Source organism: Gemella massiliensis, assembly GCF_900120125.1.
GTDB classification, from domain to species: Bacteria; Bacillota; Bacilli; order Staphylococcales; family Gemellaceae; genus Gemella; species Gemella massiliensis.
In genome coordinates this window covers 144,033-156,928 of record NZ_LT635546.1, presented here as the reverse complement: position 1 = coordinate 156,928, position 12,896 = coordinate 144,033, and the positions used below count along the sequence as shown (strand labels likewise).

Annotated in this window: 12 protein-coding genes; 1 reads left to right on the top strand and 11 read right to left on the bottom strand. The window is 31.1% G+C overall.

All coding sequences use genetic code 11. The features are described from left to right. Window positions 1–11 precede the first annotated feature (11 nt). The 6 genes from sdaAB to BQ7358_RS05635 form a co-directional block, all read right to left on the bottom strand. Window positions 12–680, bottom strand: coding sequence for an L-serine ammonia-lyase, iron-sulfur-dependent subunit beta (sdaAB, locus tag BQ7358_RS05660; RefSeq protein ID WP_062173985.1), 669 nt, complete (start codon window positions 678–680; stop codon window positions 12–14). Window positions 681–683: 3 nt separating this feature from the next. Beyond that, window positions 684–2,354 carry a ribonuclease J1 gene (gene rnjA / locus BQ7358_RS05655; RefSeq protein ID WP_062173987.1) on the bottom strand — a complete coding sequence of 557 codons (1,671 nt, stop codon included), beginning with the start codon at window positions 2,352–2,354 and terminating at the stop codon, window positions 684–686. Continuing rightward, window positions 2,347–2,565, bottom strand: coding sequence for a DNA-dependent RNA polymerase subunit epsilon (locus BQ7358_RS05650; protein ID WP_062173990.1), 219 nt, complete (start codon window positions 2,563–2,565; stop codon window positions 2,347–2,349). The genes rnjA and BQ7358_RS05650 overlap by 8 nt, the downstream gene beginning before the upstream one ends. Next, the gene (locus tag BQ7358_RS05645; RefSeq protein WP_062173993.1) at window positions 2,565–4,139 is read right to left on the bottom strand and encodes an aminotransferase class V-fold PLP-dependent enzyme; all 1,575 of its coding nucleotides are present in this window, start codon (window positions 4,137–4,139) and stop codon (window positions 2,565–2,567) included. The genes BQ7358_RS05650 and BQ7358_RS05645 overlap by 1 nt, the downstream gene beginning before the upstream one ends. Before the next feature lie 268 nt (window positions 4,140–4,407). Beyond that, complete coding sequence (locus BQ7358_RS05640) at window positions 4,408–5,598, bottom strand: NAD(P)/FAD-dependent oxidoreductase (RefSeq protein ID WP_072520321.1); 1,191 nt, start codon at window positions 5,596–5,598, stop codon at window positions 4,408–4,410. Window positions 5,599–5,635: 37 nt separating this feature from the next. Beyond that, window positions 5,636–6,001 carry a HesB/IscA family protein gene (locus tag BQ7358_RS05635; RefSeq protein WP_062173996.1) on the bottom strand — a complete coding sequence of 122 codons (366 nt, stop codon included), beginning with the start codon at window positions 5,999–6,001 and terminating at the stop codon, window positions 5,636–5,638. 140 nt (window positions 6,002–6,141) lie between these two features. On the opposite strand from BQ7358_RS05635, the gene BQ7358_RS05630 reads away from it, so the two are divergent. Next, window positions 6,142–6,396, top strand: coding sequence for a NifU family protein (locus tag BQ7358_RS05630; protein ID WP_062173998.1), 255 nt, complete (start codon window positions 6,142–6,144; stop codon window positions 6,394–6,396). A gap of 100 nt (window positions 6,397–6,496) precedes the next feature. Here BQ7358_RS05630 and BQ7358_RS05625 read toward each other — a convergent pair whose 3' ends face one another. The 5 genes from BQ7358_RS05625 to BQ7358_RS05605 all read right to left on the bottom strand — a co-directional run bounded on the left by BQ7358_RS05625 (window position 6,497) and on the right by BQ7358_RS05605 (window position 12,538). Then, window positions 6,497–7,558, bottom strand: a complete 1,062-nt coding sequence (locus BQ7358_RS05625; protein ID WP_062174000.1) for a M42 family metallopeptidase — start codon at window positions 7,556–7,558, stop codon at window positions 6,497–6,499. Between the two features lies 1 nt (window position 7,559). After that, window positions 7,560–7,835, bottom strand: a complete 276-nt coding sequence (locus tag BQ7358_RS05620) for a hypothetical protein (protein WP_021752928.1) — start codon at window positions 7,833–7,835, stop codon at window positions 7,560–7,562. A gap of 10 nt (window positions 7,836–7,845) precedes the next feature. Then, window positions 7,846–8,718: a 2-oxoacid:ferredoxin oxidoreductase subunit beta gene (locus BQ7358_RS05615; protein WP_062174002.1), complete on the bottom strand. Its 873-nt coding sequence runs from the start codon at window positions 8,716–8,718 to the stop codon at window positions 7,846–7,848. Between the two features lies 1 nt (window position 8,719). Beyond that, window positions 8,720–10,465: a 2-oxoacid:acceptor oxidoreductase subunit alpha gene (locus tag BQ7358_RS05610; protein WP_062174004.1), complete on the bottom strand. Its 1,746-nt coding sequence runs from the start codon at window positions 10,463–10,465 to the stop codon at window positions 8,720–8,722. 267 nt (window positions 10,466–10,732) lie between these two features. Further along, window positions 10,733–12,538: an ABC transporter substrate-binding protein gene (locus BQ7358_RS05605; RefSeq protein WP_072520320.1), complete on the bottom strand. Its 1,806-nt coding sequence runs from the start codon at window positions 12,536–12,538 to the stop codon at window positions 10,733–10,735. Window positions 12,539–12,896: the final 358 nt, after the last annotated feature.

The following is a 12,896-nucleotide window of genomic DNA, read 5'->3' as shown; positions in this document are numbered from 1 at the left end:
AACCTATCCCCCTACAATCTATCTGCAAATTTTATCTCAACTACGTATGGTAGTTTGTTTAATTTATCTATACTTTCTTCACTCAATATCTCTAAAGATTCTACAGTTAAAAGATTTATTCCTTCTAAAATAGAGCTTGAATAATTTGCAGTTACTATCTTATCGGAGATTATATCTTCTATACCTTTTCTTAACTGCTCTTTATTATCTTGATTAAATCTATAAAAGATAAAATAGGTTGAAAAATCTCCTGATAAATTGACATCAAAACCCAATAGTTCAAATATAACCATTTTTCCGCCACCAATAGATTTCCCAACTAAATCTAAATTGTCTTTTTCTGCCGATACCTCTATCTTTGCAGTATTAGGATGAATATGCTCAACTTCACTTTCTATAAATTCAAATTCTATACCTTTTTCTTTGGCAGTTTCCATACTGTTTCTTATTCGTTTATCAGATGTATTATATCCTAATAATCCACCTATTAACGCTATATCAGTACCATGCCCTTTATAAGTTTCTTTAAAAGAACCGTATAGTGTAATTCTTACTTTCTCAGGTTCTTTGCCGAAAATATGTCTTGTAAATAAGCCTATACGAACAGCTCCGGCTGTATGAGAGCTTGAAGGACCTACCATGATAGGTCCTATTATATCGAATACACTTCTATACTTCATAATTTATACCTCCAAAATAGTTGGTAATATTACAGGTTGTCTTCCTATTTCACTATTTAGGAACTTCCCTAAAATTTCTACTAATTTTTGTCTTACTTGGTAGACGGTTATATTATCTTCTTTTAAAATATTAAGCATTTCATTTTTCACAACATTTTTGCATTCATTCAACAGCTCTGTTGATTCTGAAATGTTAACAAATCCTCTACTGATAATATCCGGGTTATTGAGTAGTTTTTTAGTTTTGAAATCAATTGCTACCGAAACTACAACAACCCCTTCTTCTGATAACTCTCTTCTATCTTTAATAACCACATTTCCAATATCTCCAATACCCAAACCGTCAACGTAGACATCAGATGCGTCGAATTTCCCCGCAACTCTTGCACTGTCTTTTGTTAATGCCAGTACATCACCGTTTTTTAAAATAAATGAGTTCTCTAATGGTATATCACACTCCGCTGCGGTTTTTGCATGAATCACCTGCATACGATATTCTCCATGAATAGGCATAAAATATTTTGGTTTTATTAGTCTGAACATTAATTTTTGTTCTTCTTTAGAACCATGCCCCGATGTGTGAACATTATTTACACTTGATGTAATAACATTAGCACCTAACTTAGATAACAAATCTATATTTTTATTAATAGATAATGTGTTCCCCGGAATGGCTGAACTCGCAAAAACTACAGTATCGGTCGGCATTATCGTAATTTTTTTATGTGTACCGTTTGCTATTCTGCTAAGAGCCGCAAGTTCTTCACCCTGAGTACCTGTGCATAAAATAAGTAATTTATTAGGATCTACTTGGTTTAAATATTTACTGTTGATAAAAGTATCTTTCGGAGCTTTTATATATCCTAATTCTGTCCCTATTTTTATCGCTTTCTCCATTGAACGACCAAAAACTACTATTTTTCTATTATGTTCAATACATGCTTCAACTACTTGTTTTACACGATAGACGTTAGAGGCAAAAGTCGCAAAAATAACTCTATGTTTTTCTTTACGTAAAATATTAGATATTGTTTTTCCTACTTCTTTTTCACTTTGAGTAAATTCCGTTCTTTCAGAGTTGGTCGAATCTGATAATAGACAAAGAACTCCTTCTTCTCCAACCTTAGCCATTCTATGTAAATTAGAACCTTGACCTACCGGAGTAAAGTCAAATTTGAAATCTCCTGTGTGGACAACATTTCCTTGGGGAGTATTAACAATAACTCCGAACGAATCCGGAATAGAATGAGAAGTACTATGAAATGAAATTTTTAAGTACTTAAAATTTAATTTAGTATCTTCGTCAATAATATTTAACTCCGCTTTGCCAAGAAGATTATGTTCTTCAAGTTTTGATTTTATAAGCCCTATCGCTAGTGGCCCACCATAAATCGGCAAACTGACTTTTCTTAATAAGAATGGTAAGCCGCCAATATGGTCTTCATGCCCATGAGTAATAATAAGTGCTTTTATTTTATTTACATTTTTCTCTATATATGAATAATCCGGAATAACATAATCTATCCCCAATATATTATCACCGGGAAACTTTACTCCGGCATCAATAATAATAATCTCATCACGATATTGAATAGCATAGGTATTTTTACCGATTTCTCCTAAGCCGCCAATAGCAGCGATACCTACCTCGTGTTTTTTGATAATTTTATCCATAGACTTTCTCCAATTTAAAGTCTTCAGATTGTTTTTCAAACTCTAAATATGCTTCACTTAATTCTTGAATAAGTTCTATATTGTAATTTCTGTCATCCAAGTATTTTCTAACCTCCGGTATCCCGTCAGCTTCTACATACAATACTTGAGTATTTTCCCTTACGGGGATTTCTTGTGCGTTTTCTTGATAAAACACTTTAAATACTGTCATTATTCTTCTCCTATCATTTCTTTTAATATACTTAATGTATAATCTATTTCTTTTTTATCTGTATTTACATTAATAAATGAGAACTGTATAATATTTCTCTCTTGGAGATATGAACTTTTATAATGAATAAATATATTATTAATCGCAAATGATTCTCCAATGTTCAAAGAAGAAATCTCTTTCGGTAATTCCACGGTAATAATCACCGGTGAAATTTCTTTTTCTTTTATTTTCATAATTGGGAGATTTAATTCTTTTAAACCTTTTTTCATATATGAATACTTTTCTTTTACCACACCATATCTTTTATCTGTCTTAAATACATCTAATGCTGTATTTAATGCTTCCATTAATATTGACGGTTGAGTAAACGGTATTGAGGTCATTTTATGAGCATAACCTAAATCTAAATATAATGGTGTATCTTTTAATTCTACTAAGTCACAATTAGACCCAACTATTGCAAGACCTGCCACTGAGCAAAATGCTTTTCCTGAAGAACAGGCAACATAATCAACATCTTTATAACTATATTTCACCGCACCCACGGCAGAAACAGCATCCACCGCTAAAACAATACCATATTTTTTAGCAATTTTAGTGATTTCTTCTAAATCATTCAAAATTCCGACACTGGTTTCATTGTGTACTAAATAAACAAAGTCATAATTTTTAGAGGAAAGTTTTCTTTCTACTTCTTTCAAATCAAAACTTTCTCCAAAACCTACACTATAACTTTCTATATTCAAACCATGACGTTTTGTTTCTTTTATTAATCTGTTCCCAAATTCTCCATTTGCCAACACTAAACCGTTAGTTAAACTGCGACCTTTTAATTGTGCCATAATCGCTTCATTTGCCAATGTTGCAGAACCGTGTAAAATTGTCGCCTCTCTAACATCCAAAATAGTTTCTATTTTTTCTAATGTATCTTTTGTCAAACTGACAAACTCATTGCTTCTGTGTGAATATAACTTTTTAGATAGTTTTTTCACAACTTCTTCTGATAAATCAACAGGTCCCGGCAAAAAGTTAATTCTTTGTGCCTTTGATAATTTATCTATTATTCTGTTATCTTTTGTTAAATCTAAATACATCGGCATATACTCAGCATCTTTTGTTCCGACATTTTCATGAAACTTAACAAATCCCAAATGACGATATAATTTCTCTTGGCGAGTAGTTCCTGAGATAAAAATAATATCATAAGCATTCTGAATAATATAATTAAATGTTCTTTGAATTAATTCTGTAAATACTTTTGTTTTTCTATATTGTTGTTTAATCGATAATAATCTTATTTCAACTGGTTTTTTATAGCTACCTTCATAATATTTATCTATATCATTTAATTTTAAATCTAGTGAGAATGGTCTTGTATCTGATAATGCAATCATTCCGACTACTTCTTGTTCCTTTTTAGCAATAATATAAATATTTTTATCATGAAATTTATCTTTTAATTTTCCAGTATCATTTTTTTCGTGCTGAGGAATTTCATCAACAAAAGTTTCATAATTTAATTTGAAAATTTGTTCGTATTCTTCTATTGTATTTGCTATTTTGTAAATCATAATTTTTCCCCATAACTGTTTTTGGTTGAATTTTCTCTACCCTATATATTATCACACTTACAAATATTTTTCAATTACAGCAACATGGTATTTTATAATTATCTCTAATTTGACAAAAAATTTTAGTACTATATTTTTTGATGTAATTATCATAACAATAAAATATTCAAACTTAACTGTTTATTACAACTATTCGATAAATAATATTTTTATTAAAAAATAAAAACAGCCGAGTTTCCTCAGCTGTCTATCATACTTAATAATTAGATTATAATATACGTTGATTTTTAAGAGCGGTCATAAAGTCCGTTAATTCATAAATTGCTTTTGCTTCTATTATTTTTTTCAATTTCGCCGCTTTAAATCCTTTTGATTTTTTACCGCCCATTACATCTGCTATTCCGTTTTTAGCTCCTAATGAACATACTACACCGCGATTAATATATTTAAAATCTCCAACTTGTTTTCCGCTAATTCTTGCTCCTACATATTGTCCCATTTGGTTAGAAATTTGTGCTGTTGTAGGGTAAGGTCTTTCTTGACGTGTTTCTATAAATGCTGCACAGTCACCAATTACATATACATCGTCCATTCCGGGAACCGTTAACTGTTGAGTTGTTATTAATCGGCCACGTTTTGCCAATTCAGGGAACGTTTCATCCATAAGTTTATTCCCTCGTACCCCGGCAGTCCATACTAATGTGCTAGCTTTAGGTTCTTTTCTTTCCCCGTCTATTTCAACGATGAAACCATCTTTAGTTGCACCTTTAATACCCGCTCCTAAAGTAATCTCAATACCTTGATCTTCTAAAAATTTCTTAGCATAATCGCTATATTCTTTAGTAAACATTGGCAACAATTTTGGTGCTGCATCAAAAGCACGAATTTTCACCAATTTTTCATCAATACCATATTTAGAACACAATTCTTTTCTTCTATGTAATAACTCTGCAAGAAACTCAGTACCGGCTAATCCTACTCCTCCAACTATAATGGAAATATCTTTTTCATCTTTTTCTTCAGATGTCGCATATTTTCTAAAATTATCTTCAATAGTTGTAGAAATTTTTTCAGCTGCTTTGACATTTGTTATCGGCATCGCATATTCTGCCATTCCTTCGATACCGAATGTTTCTGATTGGAAGCCTAAACCGATTACCAATATATCATAATCAAGCTCATGTTTTTTAGTTAATACTATTTTTTTCTCGGTATCAATTTTGATAACTTCATCTTGGATAAAATCCGCACCGGCAGGTAAAATATTTTTTATTTCGATTGTAATATCTTTTGCAGGAATATTCCCTGAAGAAACTTCATGTAAATTGACTGTATCATAATGATAAGAATTTTTATTTACTAAAGTAACTTTTACTTCTCCTGCTTTAATAGCCTTTTTCAAGCCTTTCAGCGTTGTTAAACCTGCGTATCCCGCTCCTAAAATTACTACATTTTTCATGATATTTTCTCCTTTTATTTATATATTTCTTAAATTATTAATGCCCACAACAACAGCAGCCACCACAGCAGCCTCCATCTTCATCATCATAAATTTCCATCATGTTAGGATTATGCAACGTAAATTCACTTCCAAACTCGTCTTGTACATAATCAATCTCAAGACCTTTTAGAAGCAATTCATCTTCTTCGTTTACTACCATTTTTAACTCGTTAAATGTATAAACCTTATCTCCTTCAATTAATTCGTCTTTAATGTCCATGCTATATTGCATTTGTGTCCCATCTAATACTATAGCTATCTTCAAATAACTGTCCTTTTTATTAGCATCAAACAGTAACTCTTGAAATTTTTTAACAGCTATATCTGTTACAGTTATTATTTGATCTACTGTGTTAGTCATAATATTTTCCCTCGTTTACTTTATTTTATACTATTATTATAACCGTTTTTCTGGTAAAATAATAGTATAATGTCTTAATTTTATATAATTTTTAAAATATATAACTTTATATGATATATTTTTACTGATGAGGTGTTATTTTGAATACAGAATATTTTAATACTATAAATAAAATAAAACTTGAATTAGACAAAATTCGTCCAAAATTAATTGCAGACGGTGGCGATATAGAATTTATTAACTTTAAAGACGGGATTCTAAAATTAAGATTTAAGGGTGAATGCGCAACCTGTGAGCTGTCACATATTACTATGAAATATGCCATTGAAAAAAATATAAAAGAAAAAATTCCGGAGGTCAAAAAAGTTTCTGAGGTCAAACTTAAAATTGTATAGTAAATATATTCAATATATTATTTTACACAACAATTTAATCTTTTAATTATTCTATAAAAAAATCAGACTGTCATTCAACAAGTCTGATTTTTCTAATTTTCTATTTTCTTATATCTTCAATAAATTTATCATCAATCGTTTCTATTAATTTTTCTAAAATTGATTTTGCCGCATAATAATCTCTTATGTCAAAAATTGAATTATGTGTGTGAATATATCTGGCACAAATCCCTATTACGGTAGTCGGTACTCCCGTTAATGCCTGATGAATATTTCCACCATCCGTTCCACCGGGTGATGTGAAATACTGATATTTTATATTATTTTTTTCTGCAAGTTCCACTATTTTTTCTCTCATATTTGGGCGGAGTACCATTGTTCTATCAACAAGTCTTACTAAAAATCCTTCTCCCAGACGACCGTTACTGGTAGCAGAACCGTCCATATCATTAGCAGGGCTACAATCAACAACAAAACAAACATCGGGCTTCACCATATGAACCGCCGCACTTGCTCCACGTAATCCCACTTCTTCTTGAACAGTGGCGCAAACCACCAAATTAATATCCAACTCTTTATCAGCAAACTGTTCTAATATTTCAGTAATAATTACACAACCGTATCTATTGTCTATAGCTTTGCTCATAAAACGATATTCTGTAAGTTGTTCAAAATTGGTTTTCGGTGTTACAAAAGCACCCTCTCTAATACCCATTTCTAAAACTTCTTCTCGTGAAGCAGCTCCAAGATCTATCGTCATATCGTTTATTTTAACATTTTGTGCTATCCCTGCTGTAAAATGTTTCGGTATAGAGCCTATTACCCCGGTAAATTTTTTACCCTCATATGAAGTTATAGTATAAGTTTGTGCTAACAAAACATCTTCTCTAAAACCGCCAAGTGTTTCAAATTTTAACATCCCGTTCGGTAAAATTTTTGTTACAATAAAACCGACTTCATCCATATGTGCTGCTATCATGACAGTTTTAGCATTTTCTTTTTTTGATTTTTTTATTGCATAAATTCCACCTAAATTATCGTATTTAATTTCATCAGCATATTTTGATAAATTCTCTTCTAAATATTTAGAAATTTCGTTTTCAAATCCTGATGTTCCGTCTAACATTGTTAGCTCTTCAAATCTTTTTAATGCACTGCTCATTTTATTCTACCTCTTTTATATATTCTATTTCTTCATTTTCCTTACTATATTTCACCTCATAACTTTTTTCTTTTTCATCAAAATAAAACATCAGATAGTTATTCTCTTTCAAATTTAATGAATAACTATTATTAACCTCGAAACCTTTCGCTATTAATTTATTACGGCATCTATCTATATGCTCATTATCTTCAATGATTTCATTGTATTTTTTGTAAAGATAATAATTGGTAACTGCCGCTAGTCCTAATACTAATAATATTTTTCTTTTTTTCATTCGAAACCTCTTATCTAAATTCATCACATAATTTATTAAACAAATCTTCACTAAAATTCAAATTTTGATGTGCAACGGGTTCATCACGTTTATAATTTTTTAATATATCTTCATAATGTTTTTTTTGCGTATTTTTATAGATAACACCCGTGACCAAATCATTATATTCTTCCAATATACGATATGCCTCTAACTTATTTGTATTATCATAACCTTCTATGTCATCCAATTTAGTTAGGTTTTCTTTATACCAAGCCGGTGTGTTTTTGTAATTATAAGTTTTACATGGGCTAAATACATTAACTAATGAAAACCCATCATGTTGTACCGCTTCTTCAAAAATCTGCATCATTTGTTTCATATCTCCGGTAAATGCCTGTGCTAAAAAAGTTACTTTACAAGATAAAGCGATCTTCATAGCGGATAAAGGTTTTTCCATTACGCCTTCTAATGTCGTTGTTGTAATAAGTCCTTCATCCGATTTCGGTGACATTTGCCCTTTAGTTAAGGCATAAAGTTGATTATCCATTACCACATAAGTCATATTAATATTTCGTTTCATTGCATGAACCGCATGCCCTATACCGATAGCATAACCATCTCCATCTCCCCCCATTGCAAAAACCGTCAAATCTTGATTTGCTAATTTTATTCCTTGAGCAACAGGTAATGAACGTCCATGAAGCCCTTGTACGCCATATGCCTTTGTGTAACCGCTAATTTTCCCGGAACAACCTATACCGGCAGAAATAACAACATTTTCCGGCTTTATACCTAAATTGACAATAGCTCTATTAATTCCGGCAAGAACTGAATAATCACCACAACCGGCACACCAATCGGGTTTAACATCATTTTTATAATCTTTTAATGTTACTTTCAAATTATTTCTCCTCCTCCAATATTTGTTCTATAAGTTGGTGAGTATAATAAATATCACCGTCATATTTTAATAAACTACCCAATTTATGTGAGTTGTGATATTTACTTGCAATAACAGTACGAAGTTGTTTGTTATGATTATGTTCTACAATATAGACTTTTCTATATTTATCAAAAGTATCACGAATTTCCTGTGCTACCGGATAGATTTGTCTTATTTGCATAGTATCTATCTTCATACCTTGTTCTTTTAATTGTTTAGCAGCTTTATTAAGAACACCGTAAGTTGCATTTACACCCACTAATAATATATCTTTTTCATCATTGTATTCATGTAACACAAACGGTTTATCCAACAAAGCATTTTCAATTTTATTGGAACGTTTTTCTTTTTGACGCACTGTATTTCTTTTTACTTCTGACGGAAGTCCGACAATAGAATGCTCATAACTGTTGGCATTGTGTATTCCTCCTTTTTGCCCCGGAATTGTTCTGTCAGAAACAAGAACATCAGTAGCATAACGCTTAAAATAAATAATATCTTCTTCTGTAATATCTTCTTGTTTTAATAACTGACCACGGTCTATTTTTACTTTGCTAAAGTCAAAATTCGGAACAGTTTCCTTATTCATTCCAAGTTGTAAATCCATTAATACGATAACAGGAGTTTGATATCTTTCAGCCATATTAAATGCATCTATCATAATATAGAAACAATCTTCTACAGAAATAGGAGCAAGAACTATCCTTGAAGCATCACCTGTCCCACCATAAACAGCATGAAAAATATCCGATTGTTCAGTTTTTGTCGGAAGTCCGGACGATGGACCGCCACGCTGAACGTCTACTATAACTACCGGTTGTTCCGCCATAACGCCCATCCCTAGAAACTCTGTCATAAGTGAAATACCGGGACCTGATGTAGCCGTCATGGCACGAACCCCGGCGAAATTAGCCCCAATAGCTACACCTAGTGCGGCTATCTCATCTTCCGTTTGAATATAAGCGCCTTTTACAGTTGGTAACTTATCAAATAAATACTCCATTATTTCTGTAGCCGGTGTAATTGGATAACCTGAATACAATCTACATCCGGCAACCAACGCTCCAAAACCTGCTGCATGATTACCGACAAGCCACATATTTTTTTGTTCCTTTGGCTCTAATTCTTTAAGATAGTATTTATTACCGATATTGTTTTCATTCATAAAGGTTGTCATAATTTCACATCCTTTATCGAATGCCTGAATATTCGTATTTACTATTTCTTCGCCTTTGCTTGAGAATTTTGTTTCAATCATTTCATAAAATATCTTATCCTCTATATTCAAAAGTGCTGAGCATATACCAAGTGTTATAATATTTTTTATAATGGGATTAGAAATTTCTTTAGCCAAATCCGTAATTGGAAATACAGCGATTATACTCTTAATCTCTTCTGAAAAAACAGGTTTAATTTTTTCGTCAACAATAATAATACTATGCTCATCCAACTCTGCAATATAATTATCAAGTGTCGCCTGGTCAAAAGCTATTAAAATATCTGTTTTATAATCTATTACATTAATTCTTTCTTCTGAAATACATATTTTACTATTACTATGTCCACCTTTAATTCTACTAGCAAAATCTCTGGTAGAATACATGTGGTATCCAAGTGTATTTATAGCAGTGGAGAAAATTTCCGCCGTACTTTCTAATCCTTCTCCTTGTTCTCCACCTATTTTCCATCCTAATTTATTTATCATATAATCTCCTTTAATCTCTTTCATTAGAAATTTATCCGTTGATCTCTTAATACTTTATTTTAACATATTTAGGAAAATTTTTCCATTTAATAATATTTATTATCAATTGGCACAAACCAGTTATTATTAACAATATTCGCAGCTAATTATCTTAAATATTAATTTTAATTTTTATCTAAATTTTGTATTATATTTAGGAAAACAAATAATAATTAAAGAACACTGTAACACTATTTTAATAATGCTACAGTATTCTTAATTTTTTAATTAGTTTTTGACACCTTTATCTGCTGTTAGTTCCAATTCATAAAATTGCTGATCAAAAGTGTTATATTTTTTTAAGTCAAGATTTTTTATACGTTTATTTACCCAAACAATATCGGTATTCCAACTCAACGGCAACCACGGACTAGCAGCAGCAAAATCTTCATCAAATTTATTAAATGCTTCTTTTATTTTAGCATCATCAAATGAATCTATAGAATCTATTTGTTCTAAATCTTTTATCAGCTTATCATCAATATAGCGCGGTAAATTTAATTTCGATGTTTCTCCGGCTATGTAATTCGGATTTGGATTGTTAAAGAATCCCCATGCTCCTTGGAAAATATCTATCTCAGAATCATCCGCTTGAACACGTGTTGACCAATCTTTTGCCGATAATAGTTTACCGTCTACTAATTTTACATCTAAGCCAACTTCTTTCCAAGATTTTATGAAATTATCTGCAAGTGCTTGATCCAAATCACTTCCTGTATTACGAACAGCAAAGTTAAATGATACTTTGTTTCCGTTTTTATCTTCTCGAATACCGTCATTATCTTTATCTTTAAATCCGGCTTCATCTAATAATTTTTTAGCTTTTTCCACATCTTTCTTGTATTTTTTTCCATTAGGATTTTCTGCTAATTCTATACGCGGAGGGAAAAAACCGGAACCTGTTGGAGTATATCTTAACCCTTTAAATAACTTTTCATTAATTTGATCCCAATCAACAGCATATCCAAATGCTTGTCTTACTTTAACATCAGCCAGTTTTGCATTTGAATTTGTTACAACTTTTCCTTTTTCTTTATCAAGTTTTCCCAGTTTAAATCCTACATATGATACGTAAAGATCTGTTTGCCCTAGTATTGAACCATTATTTGCATCTTTTACATTTCCCCAAATATTAGGACTTAAAGCACGAATATAATCAACATCACCATTTTTTATAACTGCGGCTGCTTGTGCCGGAGAAACAGCTTTAAATTCGATTTCTTTAACTTTTACTTTATCTTTATTATAATAATATGGATTTTGTTTTGCTAAGACACTTTCTCCATTGACTTGTTTATCAAGATAATACGGCCCATAAGATAATGGTTTTGTATTCAATTCCGCACCCGAGAATTTTCCAAAATCTTTTGATGCTTCAGCTATTTGATCTTTATTTAAAAATACCGTTAAAAATCCTGTTCCCCATAATATTGACGGTTTTACTTCCGTATATTTAATAACAACAGTCTTATTATCTTTTTTTGTAATACCTGAAATACTATCTACTTTTCCGTTATGATATTCTTTCATTCCTTCTATTACTTCGTAATCTTCAGAATATCTAATATTCTCAACATACTTAGGATTTCCCATTAAATGATAAGTTGCCACAATATCATCTGCTGTTACATCTTGTCCATTATTCCATTTCAAATCACTTCGTAAAGTTACAGTTGCTTCTTTTTTATCTTTATCTAAATGAAACTTAGCCGGCGCATTACCATCATCTTGTTTTAAACGATAATCTTTATCTAACGCAAATGTATATAACATTGTATCTCTCATTATATAATAATCTGTCGCTTGCAAGAAGAAAATTGGGTTAAACATTCCTGTTAACGGATCAGCTGACAAAATACCGATTTTCAAATGTCCATTATTAATTGTATTACCGCCGTTATCTACAGATGTTTTAAATTCTACCGCCGGTTTCGTTTCATCTCTCGTTTTCTTATTCTGGCTAGTCGAACACCCGGCCAACACTAAAGACAGTGCCACCGTTGAACTAAACACCTTCAACATATTTTTTTTCATAATTATATACCTCTCTTTTCTATATTTTGATTACAAAATAAAAAAATCCTCACAGAACAATTGCTCTGCAAGGACGCCTTAGCGTGTTACCACCTTGTTTTATAATATTTTTACAAATATTAACTCACTAAGTACAAAGAATTAATTTTTATTCTAAATACCGTAAGCTATAACGGGCTTTACCGTAGTAATTTAATTATTCAACTACTAACACCAAAAGACCATCTTCAAAGTTTTTAATTTAATCTCTTTTCAGCTACCAAGACTCTCTAAATAAATTTTCCACTTTTACTTTTCTTTTCATTGTGTAATCTATTGTGACATTTAGTATATCAATTTTAGAAAATCTTGTCAATAT